This is a genomic window from Chryseobacterium sp. Marseille-Q8038 (assembly GCF_965111995.1).
The window spans coordinates 437,809-454,016 of the sequence record NZ_CBCOPN010000001.1 but is presented as its reverse complement, the minus strand read 5'-3'; the positions used below and the strand labels follow the sequence as shown (position 1 = coordinate 454,016).

Here is a 16,208-nt window from a genome sequence, read left to right as displayed (position 1 = left end):
AGAAATTAGATTTCAGAAATTGAAGCAAAGAATTATCCACAAAAATAAAGCAATCAAAAAATGACTGCTTTATTTTTATCTCTTAATTCCACTTTATCGGATAAGGTCCGTAAAAATCGCTGAAAGTATTATCAGCACATCTTTTTCTCACAAAAAAGTTATAGTTCACTGTTTTACTTAATCCTACATAAATGGCTTTTTGACCTGCAATCACTAATTCTCCACTTGCCGGTGGCACATAACTGGTCGTTAAAACCGTTTCATAGGCAGAAACCCCATCATTTTCCCAGGATACTGTAGCTTCAAAAATAGAAGAATTCAAAGAAGAGGTTGTTTTTGAGTACGTTGCATACGCTGGTTTTATACAAGTTGTGGTATTGCTGGCCAAAATGGTAACAGGTCCTGCCCAGTTGCTTTGTCCATTGCCTATCCCACAATTTTTTCTCACATAAAGGTCATATTTATTATCTTTATAAAGAGGGAGGTTATAGGAATTCTTATAGGTGACAACTGTGGTTCCCTTTCCTAAAGAAAAACCATGTTCCCCGTACTGTATTTCATAATATCCTTCGCCCTGGCTGATAAAGCTCCAGGAAAGCAGGTTATTTCCTTTTTCAAATATCAGATTTGTTGGAGTTCCACATTTAGCCTGCGGATCATATGGACTATCTCCTATACATCCTGCAGTACATAATCCAAAGAAGAGTAAAATCGAAATTATTCTTTTCATCGTTATTTTCTGACCGTGAATTTACTGTAATTTCCTTAATGAATAAACGTGTTCCATCTTGAATATCTCTAAGTGAAAAGTCATGTATTTTATAAATGTACATTCACTATCTTTACAAAAATTTAATACAGCTATGTTAAAAGCAGGTTTGGTAGGTGCCGGACACTTGGGAAAAATACATTTAAAACTTCTTAATCAGTCTGATAGATATGAATTTGTAGGTTTCCATGATAAAGATGTTGAAAACGGAAAGAAATTAGAAGCCGAATTCGGGTATACATATTTTGAAAATTTTGATGATTTGTTGGAGCAGATTGACATGCTTGACATTGTGACGCCAACAGTTTATCATTATGATTATGCTTTAAAAGCCATCGAAAAAGGGCTGCATTTTTTTATTGAAAAACCGGTAACCCAGACTCTTGAGCAGGCGGAAGAAATCCTTCGTCTGTGCCAGGAAAAAGGAATCAAAGCACAGGTAGGACACGTTGAAAGATACAATCCTGCTTTTATTGCCAATAAGGAATATATCAGCAATCCGATGTTTATTGAAATCCACAGGCTGGCAGAGTTTAATCCACGTGGGACGGATGTTTCTGTAGTATTGGACCTTATGATTCACGATCTTGATATTTTATTAAGTATTGCGAAATCTAAAGTGAAAAATATTCATGCTAGCGGTGTTTGTGTAGTAAGTAAAACTCCGGATATTGCCAATGCAAGAATAGAGTTTGAAAACGGATGTGTGGCGAACCTTACCACTTCCAGAATTTCTATGAAGGCGATGAGAAAAAGCAGATTCTTCCAGAAGGATGCTTATATTTCTGTTGATTTCCTTGAAAAAAAGGCTGAAGTAATCAGAATGAAGGATGCTCCTGAAAGCCCTACTCCATTTGATATGATTATTGAAAATGCAGAGGGAGAAAAGAACCAGATTCTGTTTGAATACCCGAACATCCAGCCTAACAATGCGATTCTGGATGAATTAAATTCTTTCGCTGATGCGATTACGGGCGACAAAAATGTAGAAGTTTCTCTTGAAGACGGAACTGAAGCTTTGAAAGTGGCTTTAGAAATTATGAAACTGATCAGTTAAAAATATACTGTTTTCTTGAACAGTAGCAGAGATAATGCTATCTTATTAATCAGAAAAAATTGGTTATGAGATAGCATTTTTAATTTCTAATCTTATCATTGTAACGCAAAGATTCCATCTTAACTATGTATTATTTTAAGCAAGCGAAGGTTGAATCGATTAATAATCGATTTAGTGAAACTGTATTACTCATTCTGTTAATTTCTGCTTGTTCTTTAAAACTTGTAATGAAATAAAAACTTTTCATCAATAATTACTGATTTATTAATAAAAAATCCTTTTCAAAATAAAAAAACAATATATTTGAGGAATAATTCAATAAAGTATTGAAAGATTTTGTTTTACATATATGGATATCGGGCAACCTCAATGAACTGAATACAGGTTCAGTTTGTGCTGCCATCATTCATTATAATTTCTAATATTTCCCTATTATTTTAAACCATTGAAACTACTATGAAAAGAGCCATTCTATTATCCGCACTTTTATTGTCTCAATTTGGGACATCACAATTACTGAAGACTTCAGGACAAAAAATCGTTAATGATAAAGGTGAAAATATTCAATTGAAAGGTCTTGGGCTTGGCGGTTGGATGCTTCAGGAAGGATATATGCTGAAAACTGCTGATTTTGCAGGACCTCAGTATAAGATTAAAGAGAAAATTGCTGAATTAATTGGCGAAGATGGAATGAATGAGTTCTACAAAGCTTATCTTAAAAATGGAATCACCAAGCAGGATATTGACTTTTTAGCCAAAGCAGGATTCAATTCTATCCGACTTCCGATGCATTACAATCTTTATACGCTGCCTATTGAAAAAGAACCTGCAAAAGGAAAAGATACATGGCTGGAGGAAGGTTTCAAAATGACTGATGACCTGCTTCAATGGTGTGCTGATAATAAAATTTATCTGATTTTAGATCTTCATGCTGCTCCGGGCGGACAGGGAAACGATGCCAATATTTCTGATAACGATAAGTCAAAACCATCGCTTTGGGCTAATGAGGAGAATCAGAGAAAAACGGTTGCTCTATGGAAAAGGCTGGCTGAACGATATAAGAACAGTCCCTGGATTGGCGGTTATGATCTTATTAATGAACCTAATATCAATTTCACAGGGAAAAATCCGAATGGCACTGATGAAATGTCTAATGCTCCGCTCTGGAAACTTCAGAAGGATATTACGGCAGCCATCAGACAGGTTGATAAAAAGCATCTTATTTTCATTGAAGGAAACGGATGGGGAAATAACTATAACGGATTGCCAGCTCTATGGGACGATAATATGGCGTTCAGTTTCCATAAATACTGGAACTATAATGATGATCAGACGCTGAAATTTGCTCTGGAGCTTAGGGAGAAATACAATATTCCTATCTGGCTTGGAGAAACAGGTGAGAATTCCAATGTCTGGTTTACGGAGCTGATCCAGCTTTTGGGTAAACACAACATCGGGTATGCTTTCTGGCCTATGAAAAAGATTGACAATATTGCAGGAATTACCAATGTAAAAACTACTCCTGAATATGAAAAGCTATTGGATTACTGGAAAAACGGTGGTGAAAAACCATCTCAAGAGTATGCTAAAAAAGCTTTACTCCAGATTGCCGACAATTATAAGCTGAACAACACGGAAATTAAAAGAGATGTAATTGATGCGATGTTCAGACAGATCACGGATGCATCCACAAAGCCTTTCAGAAATCATCAGGCTCCGGGAAGAATTTTCGCTTCGGAATATGATTTGGGAAGAATGAGTGCTGCCTATCTTGATAAGGATTTCATTAATCTTTGGGTAAGTGATCCGGCTAAAAGATCAGAATGGAATTCCGGACAACAGATGAGAAATGATGGGGTGGATATTTATCAGTGTAACGACAAGGTTACCAATCAATATTACGTAGGAAAAACAGAATCCGGAGAATGGCTTCAATATACTGTTCAATCAAAAGGAGACAGAACTTATACATTGGATATCCGATATGCAGCAGCCAATGACTCTAAAATAAGAATTGAAACGGCTTCCGGAAAAGTCTTAGCTACAGTATCAATGGCATCCACCGGAGGAAATGAGAACTGGAAAACAGTTTCTGCAAGAAATATCAGCCTTCAGAAAGGAGAAAACAAAATCAGAATTTTCTTTGAAAATGATGGCGCCAATCTGAATTATTTTGAACTAAAATAGTAATAATTATCTTAAATTGCAGCTCTCTTCCGGTCTTTGGAAGAGAGCTTTTTTAATTACATTATTATGAAAAAAACATCCCTTCTTTTCCTTCTGATTTCAGCATTCACTTTTGCTCAGACATCATTATTGGAACAAAAAATAAATTCAATTCTTAAGAACAAAAAAGCCACTGTAGCAGTTTCTGTTTTAGGTTTTGAAAACGGTTTCAAATATGATAAAAACGCAGACAAAAAGCTTCCGATGCAAAGTGTATTTAAATTTCACATAGCAGCAGCAGTTCTGAATTTTGTAGATCAGGGAAAACTTTCTCTGGATCAGAAAGTTCTACTGGACAAGTCCAATTTATTAGAAAATACATGGTCGCCGCTTCGTGATCAATATCCTGGAGGAAATGTTGAAATTCCACTAAGTGAAGTGATTGAATATACAGTTGCCAGAAGTGATAATAACGGCTGTGATATTCTTCTCAAATTATTGGGAGGAACCCAGACTGTTCAGAAGTTTATGGATTCAAAAGGAGTAAAAGGATTTCAGATCAAATATAATGAAGAAGCCATGCATAAGGACTGGAATGTTCAGTATGAGAATTACAGCACTACAAAATCTGCAGTTGATGCCCTGAAAAAACTGTATGACGGGAAATTATTATCAAAAAAATCTACGGATTATCTGATGAAAGTTCTGTGGTCTACTTCAACGGGATTAAATAAAATGGTGGAACAACTTCCGAAAAACACTCCTGTCGCAAGAAAAACGGGAGCTTCCGGGAAGAATAAAGCAGGTTTAACGGGGGCAGAAAATGAAATAGGAATTGTTACTTTACCTAATGGCAAACATTATGCATTAGCTGTATTTGTCAGTAATTCAATGGAAACCGATGCGGTGAACTGCAGGATGATTTCGGATATTTCCAGGGAGGTTTGGGAATATTTTAATAAGTAAAATTTTAAGCTTATTTTTAAAGCGATTTAACATGAAAAAAATAATAATAACAACAGCTCTATTTGCTTTCACATTCTTTTATTCGCAGAAGAATCAGAATTATTTAGAGATCAGCTACGGAAGTGTATGCTGTGGTCCTGCATCTGATAAACCTGTCATGAGCTTTCTGAAAGAATTTAAGAATAAAAGCCAGATAAAAAGCATGGAAATCCTGATCCAAAAAGGAAGAGGCAGAGAGGGCGAATATACATTATATGTAGGCACTGATTTCCTTACCAAGAATCAAAAAAAACGACTGGTAAGGGGATTAACAGCTGCTGTTTCCAACCAGAACAACAATAAGAAAAGTCAAAGTGTGGGAAATGTTTTCTTTGATTCCACAGCTGTTGTTACACAATCTGAACTTGCAGACGTAAAAAATTTAACTATCTATAAAAAATAAAGGAAAAATGATCAAAAACATTGTAGTTATCGGAGCGGGAACCATGGGAAATGGTATTGCACATACTTTCGCACAAAGCGGTTTTAAAGTAAATCTTGTAGACGTATCCCAGGACGCTTTGGACAGAGGTTTAAAAACCATTACTACCAATCTTGACAGAATCATTGCAAAAGGAAACCTTACAGAGGAGCAAAAAGCTGAAACACTAGGTAACATCACTACTTTTACAGCATTGAATGATGCCGCAGGTTCTGCTGATCTTATTGTAGAAGCTGCTACTGAAAATCTTGATCTTAAACTGAAGATTTTTGGTCAGATGGATGAGCTGGCTCCTGCCAACTGTATTCTTGCAACCAACACCTCATCTATATCTATTACAAAAATTGCTGCAGCTACCAAAAGAGCTGATAAAGTAATTGGTATGCACTTCATGAACCCGGTTCCTATTATGAAACTGGTAGAAATTATCAAAGGGTATTCTACTTCCAAAGAGACTTTTGATTCTATCTATGAAATGAGCAAAACATTGGGTAAAGTTCCTGTAGAAGTGAATGATTATCCTGGTTTTGTAGCCAACAGAATTTTAATGCCTATGATCAATGAGTCTATCGAAACACTTTATAACGGTGTGGCTGGTGTAGAAGAAATTGATACGGTTATGAAATTGGGAATGGCTCATCCGATGGGTCCTCTTCAGCTTGCAGACTTTATTGGTCTTGATGTATGTCTTGCGATTCTGAATGTGATGTATGACGGTTTCAAAAATCCTAAATACGCTCCGAACCCATTGCTTGTAAATATGGTGACAGCCGGAAAATTGGGTGTAAAATCAGGAGAAGGGTTCTACGATTATTCTGAAAGCAAAAAAGCTGAAAAAGTTTCAAAAATGTTTTTGAAGTAATCTTAAATCAATAATTTTAATTATCTTTGAGAAAGTTAAAACATTAAAAAAATGAAATTACCAAAGTTTTTATTAGCAGATAATTCGGAATTTCCAGAGGATCTATTCGTGGTTCATACAGAATATCCAAGATTTATCTTAAACGTTGAGGAAGAAGAAGTTGAGTGGTTAGATGATCTTGAAGGTGATGATGAAGAAACGATGGCAGACGAGGCTACTAAAGTAGTAGAAGCAGCGTTCAAATGGTGCGACGAAGAATTGGCTAAGTACGACGAAGAAGAGGAAGATTAATAACACTCTAAACATAAAAAAGGAACTCAATTGAGTTCCTTTTGTTTTTTTATTCTGATTTTGTGAATTTCAATAGTAAAAGATTGTCTTTATACAATTCTAAAGTATTCCCGGAAATCACATATTTGTTTGCTTTTCCCATCATATCCATAAAGTTCTGCTCTACTCCGATGTTGTTGCACATCATTTTTGTAGATCCCATTTGTCCTGCAGTAAAACTTCCAGTAGACGGATCTATTGTAGCCGCTCCGAAATAGTTATTACATCCTGCATTTCCTGTGATCTTCTCTCCTTCAATGTTCAATGTTGGAACTTTACCTTTTACCGTTTCAGCCAAAGTCCATTTGGTATTGGTAAGAGCAGGCTGAGCTTTCCCTACTTTAGACGCAGACGGACTTGTCATTGATCCACAAGAAGCCAATACTGCAGCGGTACATATACTTAAAAAAAGATTTTTCATTTTTTTCTTTTTGAATTAACCCAAATTTACGGAAATTATATTATTTAAACGGGTTGCCATGAATTTTATTATTCTTTAACAGTTGATATTTTGAATATTTTTCCGGGATTAATTTCAGTTATAAATGCCTTTTTTTGTTTTAAAATGCTATTTTCTTTTAAACACGAATAACACTAATATTTCCACTAATATCACTAATACGATTCAATAGGAATGGGCTTTAGCCCGTTTTTACTTACAACCAATATTCAATTGGCTTTAGCCGAAACTTACTACATGAATATATTTTTTTAAAAGATTAAAAACAAAAAAACGGACCTTTTGTAAGTCCGTTTCTATTTATTAATGAAATATATTTTAAAATATTAAGATCTCAACTCTGCGTTGAATTACTTCTGGAAAGCTTTAATCAGAGAATCCATTACTTCGGTAATCTCTTTTTCTTCCAGTGTTTTTTCTTCGTTTAACAGCTCAAAGCTCATAGCATAAGACTTCTTACCTTCAGGAAGATTTTTCCCTTCATACACGTCGAACAGGTTGATGCTCTTAATGAATGAAGATTTATTCTTTTTAGCAGTCTGATATAAATCCTGATAGTTTACATTTTTATCAATCAATAAAGCAAGGTCTCTTCTGATTTTGTTGAATTTCGGAATGTCTTTAAATTTCAATTCATTTTTAGAACGTAATTCCTGAGCATATTCCAGTTCAATTTCTGCATAGAAACACTCCTGGTCAATATCAAAGTCTTTTAACAAAGCTGGAGCTACTTTTCCGATTCTTACCAACGTTTTACCTTCTGCCTCATATGCCAAAGCATCAGAGAATCTGTCATCAGATAGAGCAACTTCTTTGTAATCTACCGCAAGTCTTTCCAATAAAACTTTTACATACGCTTTAAGGTTATAAAAACTTACAGCAGACTTTGGCTGAAGCCAGTTTTCGGCAACATCTCTTCCGGAAACCAATAATGCCAGTTGTTTTCTTTCTTCGTATTTATCTTTTTTGTGATAAATTTTTCCTAATTCGAAGAATTTGATATCCTGATTCTTTCTGTTGATGTTATAAACTGTATTCTGAAGAAGTCCTTCCAATAAAGACTTTCTCATGAACGCCAAATCACCGCTTAAAGGATTCAATAGTTTTACCGCATCTGTTTCATCTTTTACAGAAGTCAATGAATTGTTCATTACTTCATTGAAGCCAATGCTTTGTAAAGTTCTTGCCCAGTTATTTTCCAGTTCATCCTGATCGTTAGTACTCAGCTTAACCGGCGTAAATGAAAACTTCTGTGGAGCATCAATTTTATTGTATCCGTAGATTCTTAAAATCTCTTCAATCACATCAATTTCTCTTGTCACATCTGCTCTGTAAGCAGGAACGGAGATTTCAAAACCATTAGGAATTTCATTTAATACCTGAATTTCCAACGCTTTTAAAATTTCCTTTACTTTTTCTCTGTGAATTTTTGTTCCTAAAATCTGCTCAATTTTAGAGAATCTGATAATCACATAGTTATCTTCTATTTTTTTAGGATATTCTTCCAGTAACTCTCCTACTAATTTTCCTTCAGCAATTTCCTGAATCATTTTAATAGCATGAGTGATGGCTGTTCTTGTAAGGTTCGGGTCTACTCCTCTTTCAAATCTGAAAGAAGCATCGGTATTCAAGCTGTGCGCTTTAGCTCCTTTTCTTACAGCAATCGGATTGAAGTAAGCACTTTCAAGGAATATTGTTTTTGTTGTTTCAGATACTCCTGAATTCTCACCACCAAATACTCCGGCAATGCACATTGGCTTATCTTTACCGTCTTTGATCATGATTTCAGAACCATTCAATGTTCTTTCAACACCATCTAAAGTAGTGAACTTTGTTCCCGGTTTTACAACCCCTACTTTCACTTTCTTATCTGCAATTTTATCAGCATCAAATGCGTGAAGCGGCTGTCCGTACCCGTGAAGAATATAGTTGGTAATATCTACAACATTATTGATTGGGCTAAGTCCAATGGCTTTCAGTCTGTCTTTTAACCAAGATGGAGATTCTGCAACTTTTACATTTTCAATAACAGCTCCGATGTATCTTGGGCACAATTCAGCATCTTCAATTTCCAGTTTGAAATTATGAGTTCCCTCATTATTCAAAACTTCAGAAGCTACTTTATTGAATTGAGATTTCAATTGATTGGTAGAAAGATAGGCATGTAAATCTCTGGCAACACCATAGTGAGACATAGCATCTGTTCTGTTTGGTGTTAATCCGATTTCAAAAACCTCATCATTGGTAAGCTCAAAATAGTCAGCAAAGTTTTTCCCCACTTCATATTTGGTTTCATCCAGCACCATGATTCCTCCGTGATCTTCGCTAAGACCTAATTCATCTTCTGCACAGATCATTCCCTGAGAAACCTCTCCTCTGATTTTTGCTTCTTTAATTTCAAAAAAGTTTCCGGTTTTGTCATAGATTTTAGTTCCGACAACGGCTACAGGAACAGTTTGTCCTGCATCTACATTAGGAGCTCCACAAACAATGTTCAACACTTTTCCGTTTCCTACGTCTACTGTTGTCTTCTTCAGTTTGTCAGCATTAGGATGTTTTTCGCAAGTCAGTACTTTACCTACAACGATTCCTTCCAGGCTGCCTCTTACACTTTCAAATTTATCTATCCCTTCAACCTCAAGACCAATATCTGTAAGGAATTCACCGATTCTTTCAGTTTTTGATTCCGTTTTTACAAAGTCCTTCAGCCAGTTGTTTGATATTTTCATTTGTTAATCTATCTACTTATTTAATTCGTCAGATGAGTTCTAAGAGTTCACCTGCTCTATTTTGAAACTTTTATTTGAAATTCCACACCTTATTCCGGTATGATTTTTCGAGCTACAAATGTCGTGTTTTTTTGAGAAATAGAGAAATTTAGAAGCGATTTTAAGATAATAAATTTTCGTTAATCCTTCTGTTACGGATTCGGGAATCTATTGGGCCAACGGTCTTACGATCTTCTTCAGGCTGTCAGAAAATAATACCAGCCCTCCGGCCATCATGATAATATCTTTCAAAACCAAACGTCCTGCTCCTGACAAATAGGGAAAGCCATACTGAGGAGTCGTATAATCTCCGCCCAGATTGGGTACATATACTTCCGGCGTTGTTATCAGGAATGATAGCGTGACGAATGACATTAAAAATGTTAAAACACCTCCAACGGCTCCTATTTTAGGAAACCAGATTCCTAACAGCACCAAAAATCCGATTATAACAATCATTGATCCCAAACCATAGGAGAAAGTATACGTTCTGTTTTCCTTATGCCAGTCGATGTTTTTCCGGATTACTTTCCCTTCAGGATTTTTATACAGAGTATATTCTGCAACAAGCTTTTTATCTTCATTGAAAACTTTATGAGCTGCATTTTTGTAAAAGAAACTCATCAAAGGGCTGTTGGCAACGAAAGGGACAATCCCATCCGCTTCATAATGAAATGCCTTTAAGCCTCCAATCCAGGCCATAACAATGAAAATTGAAATTCTTAGAAAATTGAAAAAGTAAGTATCCAATTGTAATAAACGGCGGTAAATACTGTTGTTCTGCATGTGATTTATTTTTTATCAAAGGTATTCACATGCTTACCGCGCCAACATAGATATTTGAGGACATTACATGGACATTTTCGCCACTACCGAGATTCCCACTTTTTCTCTGTATTTCTTTGGGGAACATCCTACCGATTTTTTGAAATACCTGCTGAAGTAAAACTCATCTGCAAAGCCAAGTTCCGAAGCAATTTCTTTGACAGACCTGTAGGTTAAATGCAACAGTTTTTTAGATTCAAGAATAATTCTTTCATTAATAAGCTGAGTAGGTGTTTTGGCAAACTCCTTCTTTACCGCTTTACTTAATGTATTATTGGTAATGCTCAGTTTGTCACTGTAAAAGGAAAGTTCTTTTTCATTTTTAAAATGGGTTTCCAACAGTTTCTGAAATTCTGCAGCATTTTTATTAGGCAGCTTATCATGAGAAACCGCAGTGTTTTCCATACTGCTTTTCTGTTTACTTCCAATCGCAAGAATAAGCTGAATATAGGTTTTGATAATGGATTCAGAGAACGGATGTTTTTCAGATTCTTCTTTTTCAATATGATTAAATAGCTCAAGAATATAATGATAGCTTTTCTCTGACAATTCAATTCCCGGGTTCAGATAAATATTATTGAAAAGCAATCCGTTGCATGCCACCTCTTCTTTATGATATTCTATGCAGTAATAATCACCATGAAAGAAAAGCATATGAACAGTCTCATCAGATTCCGAAACCAGTTTAACCTTCTGGTAAGGGGAAAGAAACAGAATATTATATCCACTGTAAGAATAGTTGATATCATCTACAGAAAAAACACCAGCTCCTCTCCACAGAATGACACTGTAGTTTTCCGTAGTCAATTCCGAGGGAAAATCTGAGGTATGATAAGACTGTATTTTTATTTCCATGATGAAAAAGTTTATGCCACAATATAAAAAAACAAGAGCACATAGATTATTTATCCTGATGCTCTTATTTAATATTTAATACTCTTTGGAATATGTTTTTTTCTCTGTCAAATATTCACTTTTGATACCGTCACCAGTTCTGAAAAGGGTTTTAAGGGTTTCTCTATATTTGTCATTCTCTACTCTGGGAAGGTAACATACAAAATGTAAATGTGGACCTTTACTCCATCCTGTATTTCCACTTAATCCAATGACGTCTCCTTTTTTCACCTGATCACCAATATTCACCTTGACTCCGTTTTGCTTTAAATGATAATATTGGGCAAAAGTTCCATCCGGATGTAAAATAGTAATGTAATTTGCTTTATCTACACAACTTCTTGTTGGACAACCTATATTACTGGTGCTTATCAAATCTGTTACCAACCCTTCTCTTGCAGCAATGACTTCACTTCCTTCCGGCATTGTAAAGTCTAAAGAATTTTCATTCTGATGAGAAAAAGTTCCGTTATATCCCTGATAGATATTAACCGATTTTCCTTTTTTAAAAGGCAAATCATAATGATAATCTCTGTCATAGTTCTTTAAAGTAACATCTCCAATGTACATCATGTAGCCTGGGATATTCTTTACCTTCCAGCTTTTCATTTTGTCTGCAACAACAAAATAACTAACTTTATTTCTTACCGAGTTGGCAGGAATTACCTGTGTTGTTTTAAAAGGTTGGGGAATTCTCATGTTTTCTACTTCCGGAGACCCTGAAAACACTAAAGACATTGGATAAATGCCCTTGTTATCTGCATAAAGGCTTAAAGTATCTCCTTTTTTTTCATGATAAACCTTAATATTATTTTGTGAAAATAAAGCGATAGATGGTAATAGTAAAATAAGAGTTGTTATTTTCTTCATGTTTATTAATGCTTTTTCTTACTACTACTAAGAACTAAGAGCAGAAAGGTGGATTACAAAAAAGCCGGAAAATTCCGGCTTTCTATTATTTGTTATCTTAAGATTACAATCCGATTACCGGCATTGATAACATTAAGATATTTTCATTTTCTTCAAGACCGTCAAGAGGTTCGATGATCCCAGGTCTGTTAGGTTGAGACATTTTCATGGTAATATCATCAGATCCTAAGATCGTCAGCATTTCAGTTAAGAATTTAGAGCTGAACCCGATATTGATATCTTCTCCGTTGTAGTCGCAAGGAATCTGCATGTCTGCTTTGTTTGCATATTCAGTATCTTCTGCATGAAGGTGAAGAATATTTCCGGAAAGCTTGAATCTTACCTGGTTGGTAGATTTATTAGACATGATAGATGCTCTTTTGATCGCTCCCAGTAATAAGTTTCTGTTGATTGTCAATACATTTGGATTTTCTTTTGGAATTACCGCTGTATAGTTAGGATATTTTCCGTCAATCAGTCTACAGATCCAGATATGCTTACCAAAAGTAAACTTAGCCATATTCTCATTGAAGTCGATGGTAACGTCTTCATTGGAACTAGCCAGGATATTTTTGAAAATGTTAAGAGGCTTTTTAGGCATGATAAACTCCATTGGTTCGGCATTCATCAGATCTGCTCTTTTGTACACCACCAATCTGTGGGAGTCTGTAGAAACGAAATTGGTTTCGTTTTCTCCAAACTGGAAAAGAACTCCTGTCATTACCGGACGAAGAGAGTCGTTACTTGTAGCGAATAGTGTGTTTGTCAAAGCTTCAGACAACACTCCTGCCGGCATCGTTACGCTTTGTGAAGCGTCAAATTCTGGCAATTCAGGATAGTCATCAGCATTGTCTAATGCTACTGCGAAATTATCTTTTTCATCTAAAATCTCAAGCTGGCTTCCCGTTCCTTCCGCATTGTCTTTTACAACAAATGTCAAAGGCTGTTCACCATATGTCTTGATAAAATCCTGAAAAATTTTAGCAGGAACAGCAAATTTACCTGTATCATCAGACTTTACTTCCAGAGAAGTAACAAGAGTTGTCTCGCCGTCAGATGCTGTAATGGTAACATTATTTCCGTCTAATTCAAAAAGATAGTTTTCTAAAATCGGTCTCGATTGAGAGCTTGATATTACGCCACTTACAGTTTGCAACGCCTTCTGCAGTTCACCACTTGAAATAATAAATTTCATAGATTTATAAAATAAGTTTCTACAAATATAATAAATAGATACAACAAAGAAAAGAATAATATAGAGGAGTTTTTCACAAAGATCCTTAATTTGTTTTGAGCCTTGACATTATGCTTGTATTTCTTGGGAGATTCATTTTTTAATCAAAATACAAAGACTATCTTTGTCTGAAAAGTTCAAAATCATGCAAAAACCTCCTATCCATAAAAGTTTTATCAATGCTTTCAGGGGTATTTTTCTGATGATTAAAACGGAAAGAAATTTCCAGATTGAGCTTTTGGCATTTTTTGTGAATCTCTTTTTTATTTTTTATTTCAGACTGAGTAATACAGATGCTGCATTGGTTTTCATCGCTTCATTTGCTGTTTTAAGTGCCGAAATTTTCAATACAGCCATTGAAAAGATCTGTGATATCATTCAGCCTGATTTCGACAAAAGAATCGGTTTTATTAAAGATATTTCCGCTGGAGCTGTAATGCTGACAGCCATTGCATCCGTGATTGTCGGAGTTTTGGTGTACTGGAAATATGTTTTTAAATAAAGAAATCTGAAACATTGCTTGCAAATACTTAGGTTACGTGTTTGACCACCCCGTCAAAAATTCTTTGAATTTTTGCCACCCCTCCAAGGGATGGGAATGTCAGATCTTCAGTTCAAGCAATTGTAAAGGCAAGAGATTTTTCCAAGTTTTATTTCACAGCAATTAAAATATCAACTTCTGCATCTGAAGGATTTTGTGCTTTTTCTCCATAGATTTCAAAATCGGCTGTAAATATTCTTCCTAAATCCATTTGCCAGATTTTCAACCATTCATTGATAACAAGATCTTTTGACAGATCTCCTTTTGCTGTAAATTTCACATATGCTCCACCATCAAAAGAATAGCCTACCATTCCTTCCGGAATAGTGTCAAGATTTTCTACTTTACACCCAAGAACTGTGGTATAAGGCCTTGTATGGTCTTTTTCGTAATCCGTATAGATAGAGTAAATAGTATGGTCTATTTTATTCGGAATTGCATTGAGAATATCCTCGCTTATCATTTTTTCCCATAATACCGGAATATCTTTTCCTGCCTGTCCATTCTCATTAGTGGTTCTTACTGAAATACCGATTACCTTAAAAGGTTCTACTTTCACGTTATTCATTTCTTGATTTTTTGTTATAAGACAAAGATAAGAACAGTTTGTGACAAGGGTATGTCAGGAGTATTGGTGTATTTTAAGTTTTGGCTAAAGCCAATGGATTTATGCTTTTTTAGAATGAGTGGGCTAAAGCCCACCCCTATTGAATGCAATTTGTCCTGTAAATTTGAATAGTAACGTTTGTTGAGTTTGTTTCACCTTGCTCGCGATGATTATTTTCCAACATAGATAAATCCACTCTTCCCGGATTTAAAAACAGTTTCTATCCTTTTATAATCATCCACTTCGTATTCATCTGCCTGAAGAATTTCTCCTTCTGTTACTTCAAAAAGTACTCCTTCTACCTGATCGCTGTCATTTCCTGAAAACTTCAGAACCGGATGGTATTTCTGACCGCTTTTTCGCAGTACTTCCGGATCTGTAATTTCAAGCATATTTAATCTGTAGCCGGATAAAATATCTTTTTCACCTTGTAAAAGTCTTCCAAAGGTTTCCATTTGAACCTGCTCTTTCTGCAGGGTTCCGTAAGAAAATAAATGGGGCATTATAAATGTTTTTCAATGATTGGGATTGCGATTTCGGCCATCATTCCATAGCCTTTTTCATTAGGATGTACACCGTCTGATGAAAGCAGGATCTCTTTATCATCCAGAAAAGCAGAATAAAAATCAATATAAGTCAAAGAGTCTTCGGCTGCAATATTTTTCAGAATCTGATTATAAGCAACGACATCTTCATTGATTCTTTTTTTACCAGAACTCACCATAACTCCATCTATCTTTTGAGAGAAAGGAAGAATGCTTACAAGATAAATCTCATTGGAGAATCGTCTGGCATGTTCAACAGCTTTTTTAATATTGCTTCTAAATTTTTCAGGATTTACCATCTGTATTCCCTCCTTCACAGCCAGATCATTGGCTCCGTAGCTTAGAAAAACAACATTTCCATCAGGGGAATTTCTTGCGTCTAATTCGTGAGGAATCCTTTTCAGTAAGCCTTCCGTAGTTTCTCCTCCTATTCCGAGATTGAACAGGATCAGTTCATCTCCATTTCCTTCGTGAAATTGCTGTAAGGCATATCTTTTCAAAATATCTACCCAACCTCCAAAAACACCATCATATTCCCCATAGGTAATGCTGTCACCGAAGAACAGCCCGTAAATAATTTTCTTCATTCCACTTTTATTGTTTCCTGTTTTGTTGAAGTAAAAGTATTAAGAAAAAATTATTTAATGATTATCAACCGTTGAATTTATAGGAATCTATGCTGAATTTTTATTTGAACCATTAAGATTTTGTAAGGAGTGAAGAATAGTTAAGGGAACAGCTGAAGCTATTATTAAGCATACTGCTTTATTCATCGTTGATGAATCTTAACTTGT

General features: G+C 35.3%; 17 protein-coding genes. 7 read left to right on the top strand and 10 right to left on the bottom strand.

Annotation, left to right across the window (positions count from 1 at the left end; translation table 11 throughout):
• Positions 1-82 precede the first annotated feature (82 nt).
• Positions 83-730, bottom strand: a complete 648-nt coding sequence (locus ACWPWS_RS02005; protein WP_454045319.1) for a hypothetical protein — start codon at positions 728-730, stop codon at positions 83-85.
• A gap of 133 nt (positions 731-863) precedes the next feature.
• Between ACWPWS_RS02005 and ACWPWS_RS02000 the strand changes: the two genes are divergently transcribed.
• The 6 genes from ACWPWS_RS02000 to ACWPWS_RS01975 all read left to right on the top strand — a co-directional run bounded on the left by ACWPWS_RS02000 (position 864) and on the right by ACWPWS_RS01975 (position 6,592).
• Complete coding sequence (locus tag ACWPWS_RS02000) at positions 864-1,826, top strand: Gfo/Idh/MocA family protein (RefSeq protein ID WP_454045318.1); 963 nt, start codon at positions 864-866, stop codon at positions 1,824-1,826.
• 456 nt (positions 1,827-2,282) lie between these two features.
• Complete coding sequence (locus tag ACWPWS_RS01995) at positions 2,283-4,013, top strand: cellulase family glycosylhydrolase (RefSeq protein WP_454045317.1); 1,731 nt, start codon at positions 2,283-2,285, stop codon at positions 4,011-4,013.
• Positions 4,014-4,079: 66 nt separating this feature from the next.
• Positions 4,080-4,958 (top strand): CGA/CIA family class A beta-lactamase, encoded by an 879-nt coding sequence (gene bla-A, locus ACWPWS_RS01990; protein WP_454045316.1) that lies wholly within the window; start codon positions 4,080-4,082, stop codon positions 4,956-4,958.
• Positions 4,959-4,989: 31 nt separating this feature from the next.
• The gene (locus ACWPWS_RS01985; RefSeq protein ID WP_454045315.1) at positions 4,990-5,400 is read left to right on the top strand and encodes a hypothetical protein; all 411 of its coding nucleotides are present in this window, start codon (positions 4,990-4,992) and stop codon (positions 5,398-5,400) included.
• Between the two features lie 10 nt (positions 5,401-5,410).
• Positions 5,411-6,301, top strand: a complete 891-nt coding sequence (locus tag ACWPWS_RS01980) for a 3-hydroxybutyryl-CoA dehydrogenase (protein WP_185126801.1) — start codon at positions 5,411-5,413, stop codon at positions 6,299-6,301.
• Between the two features lie 51 nt (positions 6,302-6,352).
• Entirely contained in the window at positions 6,353-6,592 is a 240-nt protein-coding gene (locus ACWPWS_RS01975; RefSeq protein WP_002977986.1) for a hypothetical protein, read from the top strand.
• A gap of 49 nt (positions 6,593-6,641) precedes the next feature.
• Here the strand turns inward: ACWPWS_RS01975 and ACWPWS_RS01970 are convergent, their stop codons facing one another.
• The 6 genes from ACWPWS_RS01970 to dnaN form a co-directional block, all read right to left on the bottom strand.
• Complete coding sequence (locus ACWPWS_RS01970) at positions 6,642-7,052, bottom strand: META domain-containing protein (RefSeq protein WP_209783969.1); 411 nt, start codon at positions 7,050-7,052, stop codon at positions 6,642-6,644.
• Positions 7,053-7,441: 389 nt separating this feature from the next.
• A complete protein-coding gene (gene pheT / locus ACWPWS_RS01965; RefSeq protein WP_454045314.1) occupies positions 7,442-9,820 on the bottom strand; it encodes a phenylalanine--tRNA ligase subunit beta in 2,379 nt (792 codons plus the stop codon).
• Positions 9,821-10,027: 207 nt separating this feature from the next.
• On the bottom strand, positions 10,028-10,645 hold the full coding sequence (locus ACWPWS_RS01960) for a DUF417 family protein (protein WP_454045313.1): 618 nt from the start codon (positions 10,643-10,645) through the stop codon (positions 10,028-10,030).
• A gap of 63 nt (positions 10,646-10,708) precedes the next feature.
• Positions 10,709-11,539: a helix-turn-helix domain-containing protein gene (locus ACWPWS_RS01955; RefSeq protein WP_454045312.1), complete on the bottom strand. Its 831-nt coding sequence runs from the start codon at positions 11,537-11,539 to the stop codon at positions 10,709-10,711.
• A 75-nt stretch (positions 11,540-11,614) separates the two neighbouring features.
• Complete coding sequence (locus tag ACWPWS_RS01950) at positions 11,615-12,448, bottom strand: M23 family metallopeptidase (protein ID WP_454045311.1); 834 nt, start codon at positions 12,446-12,448, stop codon at positions 11,615-11,617.
• 103 nt (positions 12,449-12,551) lie between these two features.
• Complete coding sequence (dnaN, locus tag ACWPWS_RS01945) at positions 12,552-13,682, bottom strand: DNA polymerase III subunit beta (protein ID WP_034699704.1); 1,131 nt, start codon at positions 13,680-13,682, stop codon at positions 12,552-12,554.
• A gap of 184 nt (positions 13,683-13,866) precedes the next feature.
• Here dnaN and ACWPWS_RS01940 point away from each other — a divergent pair, with 184 nt between their 5' ends.
• The gene (locus ACWPWS_RS01940; protein WP_454045310.1) at positions 13,867-14,223 is read left to right on the top strand and encodes a diacylglycerol kinase family protein; all 357 of its coding nucleotides are present in this window, start codon (positions 13,867-13,869) and stop codon (positions 14,221-14,223) included.
• 148 nt (positions 14,224-14,371) lie between these two features.
• Here the strand turns inward: ACWPWS_RS01940 and ACWPWS_RS01935 are convergent, their stop codons facing one another.
• From ACWPWS_RS01935 to ACWPWS_RS01925, 3 genes are all read right to left on the bottom strand, one after another.
• Positions 14,372-14,830: a GyrI-like domain-containing protein gene (locus ACWPWS_RS01935; protein ID WP_454045309.1), complete on the bottom strand. Its 459-nt coding sequence runs from the start codon at positions 14,828-14,830 to the stop codon at positions 14,372-14,374.
• A gap of 209 nt (positions 14,831-15,039) precedes the next feature.
• The gene (locus ACWPWS_RS01930) at positions 15,040-15,372 is read right to left on the bottom strand and encodes a gamma-glutamylcyclotransferase family protein (RefSeq protein ID WP_454045308.1); all 333 of its coding nucleotides are present in this window, start codon (positions 15,370-15,372) and stop codon (positions 15,040-15,042) included.
• Positions 15,372-16,001, bottom strand: coding sequence for an SGNH/GDSL hydrolase family protein (locus ACWPWS_RS01925; protein WP_454045307.1), 630 nt, complete (start codon positions 15,999-16,001; stop codon positions 15,372-15,374). The genes ACWPWS_RS01930 and ACWPWS_RS01925 overlap by 1 nt, the downstream gene beginning before the upstream one ends.
• Positions 16,002-16,208 lie beyond the last annotated feature (207 nt).

What these genes read in the sequence shown, in the direction of transcription:
- ACWPWS_RS01985 (WP_454045315.1), top strand. Translation starts at nt 4,990, where the DNA reads ATGAAAAAAATAATAATAACAACAGCTCTATTTGCTTTCACATTCTTT.
- pheT (WP_454045314.1), bottom strand. Translation starts at nt 9,820, where the DNA reads ATGAAAATATCAAACAACTGGCTGAAGGACTTTGTAAAAACGGAATCA.
- ACWPWS_RS01940 (WP_454045310.1), top strand. Translation starts at nt 13,867, where the DNA reads ATGCAAAAACCTCCTATCCATAAAAGTTTTATCAATGCTTTCAGGGGT.
- ACWPWS_RS01970 (WP_209783969.1), bottom strand. Translation starts at nt 7,052, where the DNA reads ATGAAAAATCTTTTTTTAAGTATATGTACCGCTGCAGTATTGGCTTCT.
- bla-A (WP_454045316.1), top strand. Translation starts at nt 4,080, where the DNA reads ATGAAAAAAACATCCCTTCTTTTCCTTCTGATTTCAGCATTCACTTTT.
- ACWPWS_RS01950 (WP_454045311.1), bottom strand. Translation starts at nt 12,448, where the DNA reads ATGAAGAAAATAACAACTCTTATTTTACTATTACCATCTATCGCTTTA.
- ACWPWS_RS01930 (WP_454045308.1), bottom strand. Translation starts at nt 15,372, where the DNA reads ATGCCCCATTTATTTTCTTACGGAACCCTGCAGAAAGAGCAGGTTCAA.
- ACWPWS_RS01935 (WP_454045309.1), bottom strand. Translation starts at nt 14,830, where the DNA reads ATGAATAACGTGAAAGTAGAACCTTTTAAGGTAATCGGTATTTCAGTA.
- dnaN (WP_034699704.1), bottom strand. Translation starts at nt 13,682, where the DNA reads ATGAAATTTATTATTTCAAGTGGTGAACTGCAGAAGGCGTTGCAAACT.
- ACWPWS_RS01925 (WP_454045307.1), bottom strand. Translation starts at nt 16,001, where the DNA reads ATGAAGAAAATTATTTACGGGCTGTTCTTCGGTGACAGCATTACCTAT.
- ACWPWS_RS02000 (WP_454045318.1), top strand. Translation starts at nt 864, where the DNA reads ATGTTAAAAGCAGGTTTGGTAGGTGCCGGACACTTGGGAAAAATACAT.
- ACWPWS_RS02005 (WP_454045319.1), bottom strand. Translation starts at nt 730, where the DNA reads ATGAAAAGAATAATTTCGATTTTACTCTTCTTTGGATTATGTACTGCA.
- ACWPWS_RS01955 (WP_454045312.1), bottom strand. Translation starts at nt 11,539, where the DNA reads ATGGAAATAAAAATACAGTCTTATCATACCTCAGATTTTCCCTCGGAA.
- ACWPWS_RS01960 (WP_454045313.1), bottom strand. Translation starts at nt 10,645, where the DNA reads ATGCAGAACAACAGTATTTACCGCCGTTTATTACAATTGGATACTTAC.
- ACWPWS_RS01975 (WP_002977986.1), top strand. Translation starts at nt 6,353, where the DNA reads ATGAAATTACCAAAGTTTTTATTAGCAGATAATTCGGAATTTCCAGAG.
- ACWPWS_RS01995 (WP_454045317.1), top strand. Translation starts at nt 2,283, where the DNA reads ATGAAAAGAGCCATTCTATTATCCGCACTTTTATTGTCTCAATTTGGG.